Annotated in this window: 30 protein-coding genes and 1 tRNA gene; 22 read left to right on the top strand and 9 right to left on the bottom strand. The window is 56.8% G+C overall.

Features of this window, described 5'->3' with window-relative positions:
- Nucleotides 1–57: 57 nt before the first annotated feature.
- Nucleotides 58–258 (bottom strand): hypothetical protein, encoded by a 201-nt coding sequence (locus tag PSH90_RS12185; RefSeq protein WP_039012569.1) that lies wholly within the window; start codon nt 256–258, stop codon nt 58–60.
- Between the two features lie 55 nt (nt 259–313).
- On the bottom strand, nt 314–490 hold the full coding sequence (locus PSH90_RS12180) for a Cro/CI family transcriptional regulator (protein WP_110598807.1): 177 nt from the start codon (nt 488–490) through the stop codon (nt 314–316).
- Between the two features lie 88 nt (nt 491–578).
- On the opposite strand from PSH90_RS12180, the gene PSH90_RS12175 reads away from it, so the two are divergent.
- The 3 genes from PSH90_RS12175 to PSH90_RS12165 all read left to right on the top strand — a co-directional run bounded on the left by PSH90_RS12175 (nt 579) and on the right by PSH90_RS12165 (nt 2,350).
- Nucleotides 579–1,433 carry a S24 family peptidase gene (locus tag PSH90_RS12175; RefSeq protein ID WP_305382911.1) on the top strand — a complete coding sequence of 285 codons (855 nt, stop codon included), beginning with the start codon at nt 579–581 and terminating at the stop codon, nt 1,431–1,433.
- Between the two features lie 106 nt (nt 1,434–1,539).
- A complete protein-coding gene (locus PSH90_RS12170) occupies nt 1,540–1,812 on the top strand; it encodes a hypothetical protein (RefSeq protein ID WP_234205086.1) in 273 nt (90 codons plus the stop codon).
- Nucleotides 1,799–2,350 carry a hypothetical protein gene (locus PSH90_RS12165; protein ID WP_305382909.1) on the top strand — a complete coding sequence of 184 codons (552 nt, stop codon included), beginning with the start codon at nt 1,799–1,801 and terminating at the stop codon, nt 2,348–2,350. Before PSH90_RS12170 ends, PSH90_RS12165 begins: the two co-directional genes overlap by 14 nt.
- Nucleotides 2,351–2,386: 36 nt before the next feature.
- On the opposite strand, the gene PSH90_RS12160 is transcribed toward PSH90_RS12165, so the two are convergent.
- Entirely contained in the window at nt 2,387–2,710 is a 324-nt protein-coding gene (locus PSH90_RS12160; RefSeq protein ID WP_305382908.1) for a DUF1654 domain-containing protein, read from the bottom strand.
- A gap of 1,147 nt (nt 2,711–3,857) precedes the next feature.
- Between PSH90_RS12160 and PSH90_RS12155 the strand changes: the two genes are divergently transcribed.
- From PSH90_RS12155 to PSH90_RS12110, 10 genes are all read left to right on the top strand, one after another.
- Nucleotides 3,858–4,094, top strand: a complete 237-nt coding sequence (locus PSH90_RS12155) for a hypothetical protein (RefSeq protein WP_305382907.1) — start codon at nt 3,858–3,860, stop codon at nt 4,092–4,094.
- On the top strand, nt 4,091–4,324 hold the full coding sequence (locus PSH90_RS12150) for a hypothetical protein (RefSeq protein ID WP_305382906.1): 234 nt from the start codon (nt 4,091–4,093) through the stop codon (nt 4,322–4,324). The genes PSH90_RS12155 and PSH90_RS12150 overlap by 4 nt, the downstream gene beginning before the upstream one ends.
- Nucleotides 4,321–4,515 (top strand): hypothetical protein, encoded by a 195-nt coding sequence (locus PSH90_RS12145; protein ID WP_305382904.1) that lies wholly within the window; start codon nt 4,321–4,323, stop codon nt 4,513–4,515. The genes PSH90_RS12150 and PSH90_RS12145 overlap by 4 nt, the downstream gene beginning before the upstream one ends.
- Nucleotides 4,512–4,637, top strand: a complete 126-nt coding sequence (locus tag PSH90_RS12140; RefSeq protein ID WP_305382902.1) for a hypothetical protein — start codon at nt 4,512–4,514, stop codon at nt 4,635–4,637. Before PSH90_RS12145 ends, PSH90_RS12140 begins: the two co-directional genes overlap by 4 nt.
- Before the next feature lie 124 nt (nt 4,638–4,761).
- Nucleotides 4,762–5,271, top strand: coding sequence for a zinc-finger-containing protein (locus PSH90_RS12135; protein ID WP_305382900.1), 510 nt, complete (start codon nt 4,762–4,764; stop codon nt 5,269–5,271).
- 55 nt (nt 5,272–5,326) lie between these two features.
- Nucleotides 5,327–6,133 (top strand): phage recombination protein Bet, encoded by an 807-nt coding sequence (bet, locus tag PSH90_RS12130; RefSeq protein ID WP_016773969.1) that lies wholly within the window; start codon nt 5,327–5,329, stop codon nt 6,131–6,133.
- Nucleotides 6,130–7,752 carry a YqaJ viral recombinase family protein gene (locus PSH90_RS12125; protein ID WP_305382898.1) on the top strand — a complete coding sequence of 541 codons (1,623 nt, stop codon included), beginning with the start codon at nt 6,130–6,132 and terminating at the stop codon, nt 7,750–7,752. The genes bet and PSH90_RS12125 overlap by 4 nt, the downstream gene beginning before the upstream one ends.
- The gene (locus PSH90_RS12120) at nt 7,749–7,991 is read left to right on the top strand and encodes a hypothetical protein (RefSeq protein WP_305382896.1); all 243 of its coding nucleotides are present in this window, start codon (nt 7,749–7,751) and stop codon (nt 7,989–7,991) included. Before PSH90_RS12125 ends, PSH90_RS12120 begins: the two co-directional genes overlap by 4 nt.
- Nucleotides 7,988–8,452 (top strand): hypothetical protein, encoded by a 465-nt coding sequence (locus PSH90_RS12115; protein WP_305382895.1) that lies wholly within the window; start codon nt 7,988–7,990, stop codon nt 8,450–8,452. The genes PSH90_RS12120 and PSH90_RS12115 overlap by 4 nt, the downstream gene beginning before the upstream one ends.
- Nucleotides 8,453–8,527: 75 nt before the next feature.
- Nucleotides 8,528–8,896, top strand: a complete 369-nt coding sequence (locus tag PSH90_RS12110) for a hypothetical protein (protein ID WP_252878019.1) — start codon at nt 8,528–8,530, stop codon at nt 8,894–8,896.
- A gap of 18 nt (nt 8,897–8,914) precedes the next feature.
- Here PSH90_RS12110 and PSH90_RS12105 read toward each other — a convergent pair whose 3' ends face one another.
- Nucleotides 8,915–9,616: a hypothetical protein gene (locus tag PSH90_RS12105; protein ID WP_305382894.1), complete on the bottom strand. Its 702-nt coding sequence runs from the start codon at nt 9,614–9,616 to the stop codon at nt 8,915–8,917.
- 190 nt (nt 9,617–9,806) lie between these two features.
- On the opposite strand from PSH90_RS12105, the gene PSH90_RS12100 reads away from it, so the two are divergent.
- Nucleotides 9,807–10,586 (top strand): DUF2786 domain-containing protein, encoded by a 780-nt coding sequence (locus PSH90_RS12100; protein WP_305382893.1) that lies wholly within the window; start codon nt 9,807–9,809, stop codon nt 10,584–10,586.
- An 85-nt stretch (nt 10,587–10,671) separates the two neighbouring features.
- Here PSH90_RS12100 and PSH90_RS12095 read toward each other — a convergent pair whose 3' ends face one another.
- Nucleotides 10,672–10,950 (bottom strand): hypothetical protein, encoded by a 279-nt coding sequence (locus PSH90_RS12095; protein ID WP_305382891.1) that lies wholly within the window; start codon nt 10,948–10,950, stop codon nt 10,672–10,674.
- A gap of 44 nt (nt 10,951–10,994) precedes the next feature.
- Between PSH90_RS12095 and PSH90_RS12090 the strand changes: the two genes are divergently transcribed.
- Together PSH90_RS12090 and PSH90_RS12085 are read left to right on the top strand one after the other, a co-directional pair.
- Nucleotides 10,995–11,495, top strand: coding sequence for a DUF4406 domain-containing protein (locus PSH90_RS12090; RefSeq protein ID WP_305382889.1), 501 nt, complete (start codon nt 10,995–10,997; stop codon nt 11,493–11,495).
- Complete coding sequence (locus PSH90_RS12085) at nt 11,492–12,136, top strand: hypothetical protein (RefSeq protein WP_305382888.1); 645 nt, start codon at nt 11,492–11,494, stop codon at nt 12,134–12,136. Before PSH90_RS12090 ends, PSH90_RS12085 begins: the two co-directional genes overlap by 4 nt.
- Here PSH90_RS12085 and PSH90_RS12080 read toward each other — a convergent pair.
- On the bottom strand, nt 12,133–12,462 hold the full coding sequence (locus PSH90_RS12080) for a hypothetical protein (RefSeq protein ID WP_305382887.1): 330 nt from the start codon (nt 12,460–12,462) through the stop codon (nt 12,133–12,135). The two genes, PSH90_RS12085 and PSH90_RS12080, sit on opposite strands and share 4 nt — an antisense overlap.
- Nucleotides 12,463–12,539: 77 nt before the next feature.
- Between PSH90_RS12080 and PSH90_RS12075 the strand changes: the two genes are divergently transcribed.
- Nucleotides 12,540–12,797: a hypothetical protein gene (locus PSH90_RS12075; RefSeq protein WP_305382886.1), complete on the top strand. Its 258-nt coding sequence runs from the start codon at nt 12,540–12,542 to the stop codon at nt 12,795–12,797.
- 88 nt (nt 12,798–12,885) lie between these two features.
- Here PSH90_RS12075 and PSH90_RS12070 read toward each other — a convergent pair whose 3' ends face one another.
- The gene (locus PSH90_RS12070; RefSeq protein ID WP_305382883.1) at nt 12,886–13,104 is read right to left on the bottom strand and encodes a hypothetical protein; all 219 of its coding nucleotides are present in this window, start codon (nt 13,102–13,104) and stop codon (nt 12,886–12,888) included.
- Between the two features lie 72 nt (nt 13,105–13,176).
- On the opposite strand from PSH90_RS12070, the gene PSH90_RS12065 reads away from it, so the two are divergent.
- Nucleotides 13,177–13,776, top strand: a complete 600-nt coding sequence (locus PSH90_RS12065) for a hypothetical protein (RefSeq protein WP_305382882.1) — start codon at nt 13,177–13,179, stop codon at nt 13,774–13,776.
- A 73-nt stretch (nt 13,777–13,849) separates the two neighbouring features.
- The gene (locus tag PSH90_RS12060; protein WP_305382881.1) at nt 13,850–14,119 is read left to right on the top strand and encodes an ead/Ea22-like family protein; all 270 of its coding nucleotides are present in this window, start codon (nt 13,850–13,852) and stop codon (nt 14,117–14,119) included.
- A gap of 55 nt (nt 14,120–14,174) precedes the next feature.
- Here PSH90_RS12060 and PSH90_RS12055 read toward each other — a convergent pair whose 3' ends face one another.
- A complete protein-coding gene (locus tag PSH90_RS12055) occupies nt 14,175–14,318 on the bottom strand; it encodes a hypothetical protein (RefSeq protein WP_305382880.1) in 144 nt (47 codons plus the stop codon).
- 72 nt (nt 14,319–14,390) lie between these two features.
- On the opposite strand from PSH90_RS12055, the gene PSH90_RS12050 reads away from it, so the two are divergent.
- Genes PSH90_RS12050 through xerC form a run of 3 tightly spaced genes read left to right on the top strand, consistent with a single transcriptional unit; the run spans nt 14,391 to nt 16,260 of the window.
- Entirely contained in the window at nt 14,391–14,984 is a 594-nt protein-coding gene (locus PSH90_RS12050) for a hypothetical protein (protein WP_305382879.1), read from the top strand.
- A 36-nt stretch (nt 14,985–15,020) separates the two neighbouring features.
- The gene (locus PSH90_RS12045; RefSeq protein ID WP_056785291.1) at nt 15,021–15,227 is read left to right on the top strand and encodes a DUF4224 domain-containing protein; all 207 of its coding nucleotides are present in this window, start codon (nt 15,021–15,023) and stop codon (nt 15,225–15,227) included.
- Nucleotide 15,228: 1 nt separating this feature from the next.
- A complete protein-coding gene (gene xerC, locus PSH90_RS12040) occupies nt 15,229–16,260 on the top strand; it encodes a tyrosine recombinase XerC (RefSeq protein ID WP_056785289.1) in 1,032 nt (343 codons plus the stop codon).
- An 82-nt stretch (nt 16,261–16,342) separates the two neighbouring features.
- Here the strand turns inward: xerC and PSH90_RS12035 are convergent.
- Nucleotides 16,343–16,429: transfer RNA gene (locus tag PSH90_RS12035), tRNA-Leu, on the bottom strand.
- Nucleotides 16,430–16,614: the final 185 nt, after the last annotated feature.

The raw sequence follows: 16,614 nt of genomic DNA, 5'->3' as shown, positions 1-16,614 counted from the left end.
CGAGTACGCGGAGGCAGCCTTTCAAGCTCTACGGTCATTTGGCCCTCCAAAGGGGCTTCAGCCCGCGATATCTTCTTGTTTGTCCTGCATGAGTTCCTCGATCACGCCATTGGCCACTGCCCACTCGATGATTTCGTAGAGGTAGGTGGCGTGCTGCATACGGGTTTTGGTCGCGGCCTTACGCAGAATCCGATCAAGCACTGGTTCAAAACGAACCTTCACCGGGATGGCGCGCTTTTGATTGGGGTCCATGTACATGCTTCGATGCTCCTGGCTGTTGAAGAGAAAACAGGTGATTTGGGTGTCGGCAGATCTACGCAGCTTGGGATTTCTGCTCAGCTTTCAGCGCACCCAGGGTGATTCGCTCGATCTGGTACTGGCGCAGCTCAGGCACGTCGTCCCACTGGCGGACTGCCTCGTAGGTAACGCGCAGTGCTTTTGCCAGCGCCGAGACGGAGCCGAAATGCTTGATTGCTTGTGATTTGGTCATGCCGACCTCCTTTGCTCTTCCTCATATTCAAGCATGCTTGTGTATTCAAAACAAGCATGCTTGACAAGCACTCTTGTAGATTGCATCCATGAAAACGACTGAACGAATCACAAAACTTGTTCTTGCCCGAAAGCCGGACATTGGCGTGCGGAGTGTGAAGCGAGACATCGCGACCACCTGCGGCATCAGTTATGAGGCTGTGCGGCAGTGGTTCGCCGGCGATACCGAGAACATCAAAAACGAGAACCTGATCGCGCTTGCCGACGGGTACGACACGACGGTCGATTGGCTTTTGTCAGGAAAAGGCGACCCACCTCGGCGCAAGAATGGCGCCCAGGATCGAGAAGTTGCCGAGGCAAAATCATCCGCTGACCTAGTAAGCGCGATGCTGGCCAAGCACGGAAAAAACCTAAGCGATGAAGCTAGGACGAAGATTGCTGACGCAGTGAAAGATGCTGCCCAGCACGTAGTCCTAGAGGATGCGGCTGAGGTCGATTATTACCGTCCGGGCGCCGTGGGTGATGAGGTGTGGATCGCGCACTACGACGTCCGCGCGGCCATGGGTGGCGGCCAGATACCGCACGACTATCCCGAAGTACTGCAGGATGTTCGAGTAAGCCCTCAACATCTGCGGGAGATGGGAGTCGAGTTTAAAGAGCATTTCCACTTGAAGATGGTGACCGGCTGGGGCCAATCGATGGCCCCTACGATCAAGCATCGCGACCCGCTGCTGGTCGACATCAGCATTCGAGAATTCGTTGGGGATGGGATCTACATGTTCTCATGGGAAGGTCACCTTTACATCAAGCGCCTCCAGTGGATCGGTGATGATCAGATCAAGATGATTTCTGACAATGAAAGACATCCTCCGCAAACCATTAGGGCAGATGAAACGTTCATTCAGGCTCGCGTGCTTCTAGTCTGGAATGCACAGTTAGTTTGATTTCGATAAGGGGTGGCGCTTTGCGGAATGCAAATCCTGCACGCCAGCTATAAACGCAATCTACGACCACCGAACTTTCGATAACTATTCAGTAAGCGGTAACGCAATGAAACCACCAGTCGAGCAAGAAAGAATAAACATCGCCCTAGTCAGCGGATTGTTGGAAGTATGGCAAGCGGCAGCCACTCAGCTTTCTTTAAACGTCGAGATCACAGCCGCATTAGCTGCCCTGACCGAGGATGAAGACAAAAGGAAGGTGTTAGTAACTGAGGTTATGAAGTCACGAGATAGCATGAACGCCGCGCTGGAGAAAGTTAAAAGAGCGGTTCGACTAATCAGCCCAGAGTCACTCGGGGAGGAAGCAGATGCAACGGATTGACCTGCGGCTCCTTGATGTCCAGATGGAGCAACTGTCTCGAGCGATAGCGGAGAAGCAGAGACTTGAATCGTTACTGGTTCGAAGTGACAGATCATCGAATGTGGGCAACAATGAAGGCATGACAGAGATAACCCGCGAAGAATTCAACGCAAAACTCGAGACAATTGAAGCCCGTATGGATGCACGGGTTGAGTCCGTGTCATCAAAAATTGATGCATTCCTCACTACACAGTCTGCTGTTCAAGTTGAGCGCGATAAGGCGCAGGCAGAGCGAGACAAGCGTTTCGAGCTGCTTGCGGAGCGTGCGACAAAGGCCGCCGAAGGTGCTGAAGAAGCGGCGAAGCAGGCGGCTACAGTGAAGTCAAATTATTGGGCTGCCGTCATAGTTCAACTGCTAGCTGTCGTCGCGATTTTGGTGGGCGCATATTACGCGAACCAGGCCAACGTCTTCGGCGCAATGCAGACCACAATGTCGGCGTTTCAAGCAGGAAAGGCCGAGGTATCTCCACCGACTCCGGCATCCGCTCCAACCAAGTAGTGCAAAGCCCGCCAACGAGCGGGCTTTTTGTATCTATCAAAATGGAGCAGGCTCCTGCATCGCCACTTCAAACAAATTTTCCACCTCAGCGACTCGCTCCTCCTCGCCTTGAGGGTCCCACCTAAGCGTCACTGACTCGTCATCGTTGAACGTCATGTCGATGCACTCTGTCTCTGACAGCAATCCCATCACCTCCTCCCACTCCCTTTCTCCATCCGTGTCCAGCCGATGGATCGTCACCCATCGCTGAATCTGCGCGACCGGGTGATTGATCATCGACGACACCCTGAGCGATAGCCGCTCCAGGCCGGTTAACACTTGGCGATCCTTCTGCGACCGGCTCTTTTCTTGGCTACTCATACCCAACTCCTGACTACTGGATGTATATACAGTATTAAAAATTAATACAAGCTTGCTTGCATTCAAAACACCAGCATGCTTTTATAAATGCAAGTCCACTTGCACTTGGACAGGGCCTCAACAGACCCGCCGCTCTTTAACAGTCAGGAATCTTCGCGGATCGATCCCCGGCAACGGGCATAGCGCGAAACACAAACTTCGATCCCCATGCAGGCTCTGGAACCTGCCGGACTCCCCATATGGGAGGACGCCAAACCATGCAAGCCAGCCGGCGAAGAACACCGAACAAGAAATGTGTGACGCCGGCCAGGTGGGGAAACCGCGGCGCCAAGCATGGGGCGGAGAAAGACCAAAGATTTACTGATGCCGCTTCGATGAGGCGGCATTGGAAATCAACGGAGGGGCAACACGATGACCGAGGCAGCAGCTACACAAACGAAATGCACGTATTGCGGTAAGCCAGCCGAAACGGTGGTTCGCCGCAACATCCACGACCGAACCCGCGACCCATACACCAACCGTCAGGTGCTTCGCACTCGAGAGTTGCCGTTTTGCAGCGCTGAGCATGCAAGCAACTACCAAATGGGCTGCGAAGGCTGACCGGGCCTTTTCACTGATGCACCTGGTGACGGGTGCATTGGGAAAACAACCGGAGCAACAAAGTGGAAATGACTGGTGACAACGCTACGGCGGATGGAGTGACCCTGTAGATGGGACCTCGCAACAGTCAGATCGATCAGTTCGCCCACTTGCCAAGCCGTAAAAAATCAAGGCTGGCCCGATCCTCTCTATGAGAGCGCATCGGGGTGTGATCTGAGGCTAAGTCTCGGGCAGCGGATGTGCCAACCGGTCGCCTTCAGGGCTACCCCTTCCGCCGAATGCCGGTTGAGCCCCGGCCAGATCACAACCCGATGCGGACGAAACTGCGGCCTATAACCGCCCACCTGCATCAAGTCCCGTAGAGCCCAGTAGCACAGGGACTCAAAACCCTGGACCACGGCCAGCAGAGGCTGGCGCCGGAGACGTAACCGGCATTCCCCCCTACACAAGTACGAATGCACTCCCCTCCGCGCCCAACGGCAACCAGCGGAGCGGATGAGTGCATCCGAGTTTTGTTGGATCAACACCCGCCACCACGGAGGCGACCATGGCAACCAGCTATGCAGACAGTGCGCAGGCCCGAGAGTGGGATCGGCGCTTTGATGAATGGGGGCGCCCCAAAGCGCCAAAGGTTGAAGACTTTCACGACTACGAAGCCGCTGAGCAGGAGCGCACAGAGCGTCAGGCGCTGATGGCAGCTCAAGATCTGGTCGACCGCAAGGCGCGGGCCAAGCGAGTCGCGGCAGCAGTGGTCGCCTATGGCGAATTCTGGGGGCTCAAATGAACATCCAGCAGCGTGACCATCAAACGGCGGTGACCTGGATCGAGGGCGAGATCAGCAACATGATCCGCGACCTTGGCAAGCCCAACGCCAGCGCCGCAGCGACATCCTGCATCACCCTGGCCTTCATGCTTCGTGCCATTGACGACGCCGAGCACCGTCACTACCGCGCACGCATCGACCAGATTTACGCCACCTACAACGCCTCCGCCTCGCAAGGAGCTGCAGCATGACAACGCCTCCAGTAAAAACGTCGGTCGATGAGCAGCTCGACGATATCGAGCGCCGCATCGCGATCCTCGGCTTCGGCCTGCCCTTCAACGAAGTCATCGGCCGCAAGCGCGAGGATCTGGTCGACAGCCTCCCGCAGCGGCTGTCGGTGACCATGAAAGGCGGACGCATCGCTGTGAGGGCTCGGCCATGAATCTCTTGTACTGGATTCTCGTTGTGATTCTTGTAGCCGGCGCAGGCGCCTACGGCATTGTGAAAGACGGCTCGGGCACTTGCCAGGTGCCGCGCTCCACCACCTACAACGTGTTCCGATGACCAGTCTTCAGCGGGCGCGCCGCATCCTGATTCGGCGCGGATCGTTCCGAGTCCTCTCGATTTACACCTTCCTGATGCTGCTCAGCGCCCTCGCCGACCGCATCACTCAATAGGAAATACCGATATGCCACTCGATCCTCGGGCGAACGCCCCCGAGCGCATTGCTGCGCCTGCTCCGCTGCCTCACGTCAGCCGACGCGCACTCAAACGCGTGAAGAACCCAATCCCCGCGCCAGCGGACTGCCGCTATTGCGGTGATGACGTGCACCTGGTCTGCAACTCGGAAATTTACCGAGGTCGCAGCTTCGGCGATTGGCCCTACGCCTACCTGTGTCGAGGCTGCCGCGCTTACGTCGGCCTGCATCCACAAACGGATATCCCGCTTGGCACGCTTGCCGACGATAAGTTGCGAGTTCTGCGGAACCGAAGTAAGGCGGCATTCCACGACCACATGAAGAAGGCCGGCATGACTCGAACCGGTGCTTACCAGTGGCTGGCCGAGAAGATGGGCATCGATGTAGGTGTCTGCCACTTCGGATGGTTTGATCATGCCGAATGCCTCGCGGCGGAAAGCATCGTAGAGCAGTCGGGGCCGCAAACAGCAATGGCAAAAGCATTCGCAAAAGCTAAATAACCCACGCATTCAATCGCTGCGCATGTCGCGGCAAGGATTTACCGTGAGCGCAGTAATGAAGCAGGAAGACCAATTGCCTGCGATGTCTGAGGCGGCACTTGTTGAGGTGCTTAGCAACAGCCTCTACCCAGGCGCAGAAAAGAACTCGGTGGTGATGGTGTTGGCTTACTGCCAGGCCGCGCATCTGGACCCAATGCTGAAGCCTGTGCACATCGTGCCGATCTGGAACACCAAAGCGAAAAAGATGCAGGACACGGTAATGCCCGGCATTGGCCTTTATCGCATTCAGGCCGCGCGCACAGGGCAGTACGCAGGTATCAGCGATCCTGAATACGGACCGCCAATTACCGCAAAGCTGGGCGGCGTGGACGTCACCTATCCAGAGTGGTGCCGGGTAACCGTCAAGCGCCAAATGTCGAACGGCCTCGTTGCCGAGTTCACCGCAAACGAGCGCTGGCTTGAGAACTACGCAACGGCCGGCAAGGACACGATTGCCCCGAACACAATGTGGAAGCGCCGCGCCTTCGCCCAGCTCGCCAAGTGCGCTGAGGCTCAAGCGCTGCGCAAGGCATTCCCTGAGGTCGGATCAGCGCCAACCGCAGACGAGATGGAAGGCAAAACATTCGAAGAGGCGCCGCGCGACGTGAGTCCGCAGCGGCAGCAAGAGCCTGAGCCCGAGGCTCTTCCGCCCTACTCCGATGATCTCCTCAAAGAGAACATCGCCAAATGGCAGCCACTGGTTGATGCCAACCGAACCAGCCCAGAACACCTGATCGCGACCATCAGCAGCAAATACACGCTGAGCCCGGCCCAGATCGAAAAAATCCAGAACCTCAAAGCCATCGACGGAGACGCAGCATGAAAATTCACAACGTAGCTCAAGGCTCCGCCGAGTGGCACGCGCTGCGCGCTCAGCACTTCACCGCCTCCGAGGCGCCAGCAATGATGGGCGCTTCGAAGTACCAGACCCGCACCGACCTGCTGACCATGAAGAAAACCGGCATTGCGCCGGAGGTCACTCAGGCGCAGCAGTACATCTTCGACAAAGGCCACGCAACTGAAGCGCTTGCCCGGCCACTGGTTGAAGTCATGATCGGCGAGGAGCTGTATCCAGTCGTGGGCACCGACGGCAATCTGCTCGCCTCCATGGACGGCGCGACGATGCTGGGCGAGACCCTTTTCGAGCACAAGCTTTGGAACGAATCATTGGTCGCCCAGGTGAAGGCCGGCGAACTGGATCCTCATTACTACTGGCAGCTTGAGCAGCAACTGCTGGTGAGCGGCGCCGAGCGCGTGATTTTCGTGTGCTCCGACGGCACCGCCGAAAACTTCGTGCACATGGAATACCGACCTGTCGCCGGCCGCGCCGCGCAGTTGGTCGAAGGCTGGAAACAGTTCGAGGCCGACCTGGCCAACTTCGAAATGGCCGAAGCGCCGTCGATTGTAGTCGGCAAGGCGCCGGACGAGCTGCCAGCGCTACGCATCGAACTGACCGGTATGGTCACCGCGAGCAACCTAAAGGTGTTCGAGGATTCGGCTCTCGCTGTCATCGACTCTGTGAAAACCACGCTGCAGACCGACCAAGACTTTGCCGACGCCAAGAAGGCGGTCAAGTGGTGCGGCGATGTCGAAGAAGCGGTTGCGGTGGCGAAGAAACAAGCGCTCTCCCAAACCCAAAGCATTGACGAGCTTTTCTCGTCTCTTGATCGAATCAGCGCACATGCTCGCGAGACGCGCTTGAAGGTCGACAAGCTTGTGAAGGCTCAAGAGCTGCTGGTGAAGACCAACATCACGCAGAAGGCTGAGCAGGCGTTGGCGGATCACGTCGCGGCCATCAATAAAACACTGGGCCGGGTAACGCTGCCAGCGGTTGCTTCCGATTTCGCCGGCGCGATGAAGAACAAACGCACCATTGCCAGTCTGCAGGACGCCGTCGATACCGAGCTGGCTCGAGCAAAAATCGCCGCGAGCCAGTCAGCAGATGCCATTCGCTTGAATCTGACCAGTCTGGCCGAGCTCGCGCCCGACCATGCATTCTTGTTCAACGACATCCAACAGCTTGTTCTGAAGGCCAACGACGACCTGGTCGCGCTGATCAAGGTGCGAATCTCTGAGCACCAGAAGGCTGAGGAGCAAAAAGCCGAGGCGCAGCGCGAGCAGATCCGACAGCAGGAGCTGCAACGGATTGAAGCTGAGGCGAAAGCCAAGGCCCCTGTTGAGCCTGCACCAGTCGCCAGTCCAGCACCGGTAAAAGCAGCCTCGCCTGTTCAGTCTGCCTCGAAGCCAACGACCACAACTGCGGCGCCGACGAACCTGCAGGCCGAAGTGTTTGATCTGGAAGAGCTGATCAAAGCGGTTGCTTACGGCCAAGCGCCAATCGCGGTGCTGACCGTGAACTGGGAAAACCTCGACGCGCTGGTCGCCGATCAGGGCAACAAATTCAGCATGGCCGGCGTGAGGCTGGTAAAGGTGGCAGCATGATCAGCAACCACCTCAACCTCGTCGAGCAGCACCGACCGGACGCCGAGTCGATCGCTGAGCGAATCGCGCAGTACCTGGCCGCCGGCGGGCGGATCGACCAACTGAAAAGCCCGCCGCGCAATCCGCTGCCACCGTCCCGCTCGAAGAAAATAGACCCTGAAACGGTCCTCAAGCGCCGGCCGAAGCCGATATCGGCAGCCGAACGCAAGGCTCTGCGCAAAATGGCGGACTCGCTATGAGATCGAAACGCAAACCCAACAACGGTTTCGCCCGGGCTGAACGCAGTTGCCGGGCGCTGCTGCGCACCAATCACGTCGCGGTGGTGAACATCGACCCCAGCGGCAGCCAGATCATGGCGAACTGGAAGAGCTGCCGGCAGATCCGCAGTCTGGCGATCGCCAATGCCATCTTCGATTTCTCGTACCGCTGGACGATCTACATCGCCGCCATGTGTCGTGACGAGCGCGGCGCCGAGTACATCAAGTCGGTGGAGATCTCACCCGAGGGCATCTACAAGGTCGAGCACCTGACCGATGTCATCGAGCATTACTACCTGGAGCTGCGCAACAGCGCGAACCCGACCCACCTGGTCGCGTCAGGCTGGATCGCCATACCCGACGAGATATCGATGGACGAAGCCCAAGCCGCGAAGCTGTTCTACGCCGCCGGCGCCTGGCATCAGGTGAAGGTAGCAGCGTGAGACGATTTCGCACCCAACAACGCAAACGACAGACCTGGCTGGACTTGCCGGCCAGCGGAATTGAAGAGGTAGGCCATGGCCGAAGTACAAGAGCCGACGAAGGAAGCCATCAAGCAGAAGAAAAAACGCGAGAAGGCAGCGGCAAAGGACGCTGCATTGGGCGTCGAGAAGTTTACGGTTGAGGTGGCTGGGGTGTTCAAGCCAGACCTCAAGCGGGTCATGGCAGCCCACGGCATCAACAATCAGCAGGAGGTTTACCAGCTGCTGTTGATGAACCTGATTGCCGCCAACTTTGAAACCCAGGCCCAGATGCTGCGCTGTGTCACGACACCTTTTGTTGTTACTGAAAAGGTATCACGCATCATTCAGGCAGCCGGCATGAAGTCGCTCGTTGAAAATCCGCCAGAGCCTGAAGACGAAACGATCTATAAAAATAATTTCTGAAGTTTTGATGGGACAGGGCTATTCGAAAGTAGATTTACATTGTCCAGAAGATCGTCTCAACTTCAATGACGATGATATTTCATGAAACCTTAACTGGCCCTCAACATCACAATCTAGAGCTAAATATTTTCCAGATACAACACGCACTAGAACCCCAATCACCCGATTTTTTGAATCGACAATCTCAGTAGTTACCTCGCGGGCATTCTGAACATCGCCAGCTCTAGCTTTACCAATCAAGTACGGAGATATACAAAGTACCAAAATAAGTCCAAAACTTATATTATATAGGTGTAAGGCTGATCGTGAAGGATAGACATGGCCGTGCGCAACCCATGCGGCAAAAGCTGCTCCAGCCGATCCCACCAGCACTCCTGTCATTGCGTAAAGGTTGACACTAGGAATAAATAAAACCGTCACCAAAATTACTACCAAGGAACTTATCACGACAAAACCAGACAAAAAAAGCCTTTTGTGACCATCACTAACTCTTTCAAGTCCAAAAAAATATGTTGCAAACAAGACCAATAACAAACTAGTTAAAGGCAAGCCTTCGCTTATAAAAGCCTGAACATCTAGCATGTCGAAAAGCCAATCAGCATGAAACGCACCGTAGAAAGCTACCATTTTAAATAAGCCAGACATATACGACATTGCCAATATAACGCCTACACCTGCGGCTGCCTTACTGGCACCATCCAAAACTGCGGGAAGTTTCATTTAAATTTAGCCCGAAAAATTCATCGAATCGATAACTATACCGGCAATCCGCCATTGCGCCCATCTATTAGGAACGGGATTGCAACGGTATCGAGATCTCGACTGCGGATAACATCCGATGCATTAAGGCCGGCATACCGAAGGCCCAAACCCCACTTCTACGAATCACGCCAGCCGGCGAGGATCCCCTATGTCCGCACAACAGATCGACGAAAAGAAACTCGAGCGCGCGATCCGCAAGATCAAGCACTGCCTGGCACTGGCCCAAAGCGCGAACGAGAACGAAGCCGCCACGGCGTTGCGCCAAGCACAGGCGCTGATGCGCGAGTACCGGCTGACCGATATGGATGTGAAGCTGAGCGACGTAGGCGAGGTCGAGTCAGACCTACACCGCGCCAAGCGCCGGCCAGCATGGGATCAGCAGCTGAGCATCGCTGTAGCGGATGCATTCAACTGCACGACCCTGCGCCGCAGGAAGTGGAGCTCGGCAAAGGGCCAGGTGATCGAGTGCGCGACATTTGTCGGCGTCTCTCCTGCTCAAAACATCGCCTTGTATGCGTATGAGTCACTGCACACCAAGCTCACCCAGGCGCGCAAGGAGTACTGCTCGGCAGTCAGGTCTGGAGTTCGTCGCAGTGACTACTCACCCCAAACCGCTGGCGACCATTTCGCGCTGGCGTGGGTATGGGAGGTCCAGTCGAAGCTGAAGGCGCTTGTGCCTCAGGCTGATGATGATCCGATCGGCCAGTCCGCCACCGGCCAAGACCTCGTCGCGATTCAGGCGCAGGACAAGGCATTGATCAGCGAATACCTCGCCACTCAGGACATCAGAGAGTCACGGAAAAGCAAGGGCGTCGAGCTGGACATGAACGCCCAAATCGCCGGGATGCTTGCCGGCCAAAAGGTGGAACTGCACGCCGGCATTGCACGCGGCGGCGAAGACATTCTGGCCCTATCCGCAAGCGCCTGATCCACCACCCTCCACCGGCCGGGCATGCCCCGGCAAGGGGAGCCTGTGCCGTGAAATCAACCGACTTATGAACTAGGGCAGCACCTTAATGCTGCATCAGCCGTCCAGTGATATTGCTATCGATCAGCGGGATGATGCCGCTGCCCTGCTGATCGGCCAGCCACCGCCGTGACAGATAAATATCAAACTTCAGGATGTTTCGTTTGAGTAGTTCTGTTGCTGTTCCAGTAATCCGGTACCGCCCGCACTCCGGGCACGGAATTTCCTCGCTGTCTGGCAGCACAACTGGTGCAACGCTATTTCCGCAGATGTAGCAGCTCATGGCGATCCTTCTTGAGTAATCGCGGAACTGTACCTGATCCATTCACCTCACTCCACCGCCCGGGCGCGGCCCGGCAAGGACTCACCATGCCCACAGACAACATCCGCAAGGTAGTCACCGATTCACTGGTCGGGATGATCTCGGCCGTAACATCGATGACCCCGCCGGCGAACGAACCGTTGCCCGACTTCATTCAAGGCCCGATTGACCGTGCGGTTGAGCGGATCAGCGCCGCTGTCGCACCTGACGTAACGACCGCGTGCTCTCGTATCAACCGCCTGTACCTGGCCGGGCCGATGACTGGCTTCGAAGACTTCAACTTCCCCGCCTTCAACAAGATGGCCGCCGAGCTACGCGCCCGTGGCTACGTTGTCGAGAACCCGGCAAAGCATGGTGTCGTCGACGGTGCCGACTGGGCCGACTACATGGCCTACGACCTGACCCGCCTCGGCCTGTGCGGTCAGGTCGCGGTGCTGCCTGGCTGGGAGAACTCGAAAGGCGCCCGGCTCGAAGTGCACATTGCCCGCGAGCTCGGCATGAAGGTTGTGAATGCCCATGATCTGGTATCGATGGAGATTGCAGGATGAGCAGTCAGTGGAAACTGGTGCCGGTTGAGCCTACGCAATCGATTCTTGACGCGATGACGACCGAGCGGAAGAAGGGGAATGGGGTCTTGCAGATGTGGTTCGAGGCGATGGCCGCTGCACCCCCGCCGCCACTCGAGGCCGAAGGAGTAGATTTCGGGATCGATGGGCGATCTGTTCGCGTTTCGCAGGAGGCTTACTCGATCTTCCTTGCACGTGAAGCGGCGGCCCGGGAAAAAATCGAAGCCCTGCAGCAGCGCCTGAACGCAGCGGATCAGCGGATTGATGACTTCGCCTGCGGCGAATGCGGGTGGCACCGCGAAGAGGACAGCGGCATCTGGAACAGTGGCTGCGGTGAGACCTGGTCATTCCATGAGGATGGGCCGGAAGAAAACGGCATGCGCTTCTGCCATTCCTGCGGGAAGCACCTGGTGGTTGAGGTGGTTGAACAGGAACAGGATGACGACTGGCATATGAACCCGTGCAAGCAGGGTCATCGGGATGTCGGCGCGGCCGGCGGCGTTGCGCAGTGTTACACGTGCGACGAAAAGATTGAGGCCGCAACCACTAAGGAAGCCTTCGAGCAGTGGAATGAATACCATACCGCTGCCTCTCTAAAGTCAGCCGAGACAGCGGCCAATTAAATGACTCGACGCGAGCCTCTTCGAGGACTGCGTTCAGTTTGGGAGATTGGCTTGGACTGGCTCGTCATTGCAACGAACTCATTCGCTCTCTGAAAACCCCAGGCCATGGCCTGAGTCATCGTTTCGCCGGGTCGGGAATCGTAGGCTTCCTCGAGCAGCATCGTTCCTTGTTGGCCGTATACGCCCAGAAAAAGCTGCGTTTCGCCGGTCTTCGAGGTGCGAACCTGAACGTTCAGCAGCGTACCATCTGATAGTTTCTCGTCTTTGTGTCGAAAATGAATTTCAGGATCAGCCCAGCTCCAATAAACGCTGCCACGTTTGCGCATTTTCTGACTCCAAGTTCAATGCGCAATTATGCATCAAATGATAGTCGACATTCCATCGCCCAAAACTGCCAAAATCGGTGATATTTCCCGGCGCAGCGCAATTCGGTTTAGGAAGCGTCAGAGGCCTTATTGCTGTCTACAACCTCAAACCAGGCCGCGTAGGAGCACTTCTGTCTGGCAAGCGCGTCATCCCAGATCTTGCCGCTAACTTCGCCCGCGACGACAAGAAGCATCAGATGGTTGTTAGTGGCTTCGAGGTCGAGCAGAAAGTGGTGAGCTTTGAATCGAAAATCTTCATTCGTAAGCATTTGAACACGCACGCCCAGCAGGACTGACTCGGAAATACGAGCCGATATTCCTATGAATAGCAGTATGGCACCCCGGCCTGCTGTTAGATACAAACAACCCCTCCCCCCGTCAAAGTCAATCCTTAACGCTCACTACCGCGGTATGAATTCCAGGAAAACGGCGAAGAAGCGACGACCACTCTTCGAGAACAGCTCGCTGTCGAGCATCAGCAGCGTTCCAGTCAGGACCAAATGTGTTGTTCTCCTTCATCATTCGGCGCATATCCCCAGTGGCGATCTCATATTCGCGATGAATCGCCAGCGCCTTCTCCACAAACACTTCTCGTGGATCCATTGGAAACCTCCAGTGATAAGACGGAAGTATCTCCCACTTCAAAGTCAGCCGCTATAGCGGCAAGGACGACCCATGTCTCAAATAAAGGAACGGCCGATCCTGTTCTCAGCGCCGATGGTGCGCGCCATTCTGGATGGCAGGAAGACGGTCACGCGCCGGCCGATGAAAGGCTCCGCCCTGAAATGGCTTGAAGAGTTCGTGCCGGAGTTCGTATCTCATTCGGCCAATGGCCTCTGCCCATTCGGTAGGCCCGGCGAACGGCTGTGGGTGCGCGAGGCTTTCGGCCTACAGGTTCGTCACTACGGCGGCGGAACGGGCGAGCATATCGTTTACCGCGCCACCAACCCGAACGCCATCTACTGCAAGTCGGCAGAGGGTCGCGAGTATCCAGTGAAGTGGAAGCCAAGCATTCACATGCCCAGGCACTCCAGCCGCATACTGCTGGAGATCACCGACGTGCGCGTCGAACGCTTGCAGGACATCACGTACGAACAGGCCGCAGCCGAGGGGGTGCATCGCGGGCCGCTCCGTGAATGGTGCGCGAGCGACGAAGGCGGCGCCTGTCACAAATACCCGATACCAGCATTCCGCGACCTTTGGCAATCCACCGGCGGCGACTGGGACGCCAACCCGTGGGTCTGGTGCGTTTCTTTTCGGAGGGTCGATCCATGATCACCAAGTGCTTACTCGGCTGCACCCTCTTCTTCTGGCTTCCATTGGTACTGACCATAAAGGCGGTGATCGGATGAGCGACCATTCAAAACTGAAACAACTGGCCGAGGCTGCCACGAAAGGCAAGTGGTGCACCGATGGCGAGCGACAGGTCATGTCGGCAGAAAGCGACCAGTTGAACAATGGCTTTGTGATTGTCGATTGCCAGGGGCCGGACAAGTTGAAGAACGCGGCATTCATTGCCGCCGCCAACCCTTCCGCAGTGCTGGCACTGATCGCAGAGAACGAAGCGCTGCGCGAAGACCGCGACGGCCTACTCGAAGCAGGAGCGCACTTACTATGATCGCCCTCGCCTGGTTCGCCTATATGTACTGCTACAAGGGGCCGCGGTCATGACCTCAGGCTTGCTTATTCGCCTTGGCCCATCCGCACACCATCAAAACCAAGCCGGGAATCCATAAGGCAGGCGCGGTGATGGCAACGCCACAAACAGCCATCGGTAGCCCAGTCAGAAACAACGGATTTCGAAACGCCTTTTCCATAGCAACCTCTCCTTAAGAATGTCTCTCATTAAATCACAATGCCTGCCGGTGTACGGCGGGCGAGGTATTCGCATGTCCGGAATAGAACGAATCATTGAAGCCTTGACGGCGCCGCCTCCGCCGGCCGCCGAAGTGGTGAGCCTCGATCGCGGCACGGTCGAGCGAGCGTTGGCCTTGTTGGAGAGCCATCCAGATATTGCCCAAGGCGGCCCCTCGCTCTGTCAGGAGGTCTGCGCTTTCCGACAGGCAATGGCGGAACCAAAGGTCGAGCTTTGGGCAATCCACAGTGTCGGGCCTGGTGAGCAATACCCCCGCCTCAACAAAGAAGATGCCGAGCAAAAAGCAAAAGAACTGCGCGAGCTGGGGGAACGCATGAAGCAGGAGCGCATTGCACGGGGTGAAAGCGTCGAGCATTGGCAGGATTGGGTAACGAACGTTATCCCATCGCCTTGGGAACCCGCCGAGCACTTCGAAATTCTGGCAGAAGAATGCGTGGAAGACGCTGACCATCTCCGCCAGGCGCTCATCGAGCTGAAAGACCAGCGCAACGAAATCGTCGAGGTGCTAAAGGGCGTTGAAAAACGCTGCGAACGCATGGGCTACGTCGGCGTTGATGGCCAGTACCTGAAAGTCGTCCGCGCCGCCATCGCCAAAGCCACCGAATAACCACCTTCTGCCGCCACGCGCGGCATGGAGCATCACATGACCATCCAGTTTCTATCTCATGAGGAGGTTTGCGAGCTCACAGGCGCGCGGACCAAGGCAGGACAGATCCTCAACCTGAAAAAGAACGGCGTCCGCCATACGATTAAAGTGAACGGCTGGCCGAGCGTCACCGCGATGGCTGTCACCGCCGTCGGTGCATTTGAATCTGAAAAGCCTGTATGGAAATCACGTAAGGCCAGCTGACATGGGAAGACGACCAAGTAAACCCGGCTCGATCGCCAGGCTGCGGGAACGCAAGAAAGCCAGCGGCCGGGTGTTCTACTACTACGACACGGGCGGCAAAGACCGCAAGGAAATTCCCCTGGGCAGCGATTACGGCTTGGCGATCATGGAATACGCGAAGCTTGAGCGTGATCGCACCGCAACTGACCTGGTCGCCAAGGTCATCACATTCCGCTACGTCGCCGAAAAATACATGGTCGACGTCGTACCCACCAAGGGCACAGCCACCCAGGCTGACAACAAGCGCGAGCTGAAAAACCTGATAGCTTTCTTCGACGACCCGCCCGCGCCGCTGGAAACAATCGAGCCGTTGCACGTCCGGCAGTACCTGACATGGCGCAAGGCCGCGCCGGTGCGCGCGAACCGCGAGAAGGCGCTGCTCAGCGCCATCTGGAATTACGCTCGGGACAAGGGTTATACGTCTCTTGCCAATCCATGCGCGGGCATCAAGGGCAACAAGGAAACTGGCCGGGACACCTATGTCGAGGACGCGTTGTTCAAACGTGTGCACGACAAAGCAGATGTGGGCCTGCAAGACGCAATGGACCTGGCCTATCTGACCGGGCAACGGGTGACCGATACCCGGCTGATGGACGAGCGCGACGTGCGCGACGGGCAGATCTGGGTTCTGCAGGGCAAGACAAAAGCGAAGCGTCGGATTGAGATAACGGGGGAGCTGAAGGTTTTGATTGATCGAATCATGTCCCGGAAATCAGAACACAAGGTCCGCTCGACGCGGCTGATCGTTACAGAGGACGGCACACCGATGACAGTGGCGATGTTGCGCAGGAGATTCGACTTGGCCAGGGAGGCGGCCGGCGTGCCGAAAGCTGAGTTTCAGATGCGCGACTTGCGCGCCAAGGCGGGTACCGATAAGGCGGAATCCAGTGGTGATATCTTGCAAGCGAGAGATCAACTTGGGCATACGACGGTGGTTATGACCGAGCAGTACATCCGCAATCGAAAAGGCAAAAAGGTCATGCCCACCAAGTGAATTGCGGACCAACTCCAAAATAGCGGACCAGAAACAAACAAGGTCTTGCATCAGCTTTCGCCCGCAAACCCTTGATTTAAGATGGTGCCCGAAGCCGGAATCGAACCGGCACGCCCTTACGAGCGGGGGATTTTAAGTCCCATGCGTCTACCAGTTTCGCCATTCGGGCGGTAGCGCGGTATTGCTCTGTTCAGCCTTGCGGTTGGATCCTCACAGGATGACCGCTTGAAAAGCCGAGCGGGGAATATATACATCACGTCCCGGTGAAGCAAGTTTGGAGTGCGCGATTTGAGAACTAAATATCGCTGACCGCGGAAAATTAAAAAGCCCCAGAAATCAGGGAGCTACGAAGTT

The sequence above is a fragment of the Pseudomonas sp. FP1762 genome (assembly GCF_030687105.1).
GTDB lineage: Bacteria > Pseudomonadota > Gammaproteobacteria > Pseudomonadales > Pseudomonadaceae > Aquipseudomonas > Aquipseudomonas siliginis.
This window is presented reverse-complemented; position numbering and strand designations above follow the sequence as displayed.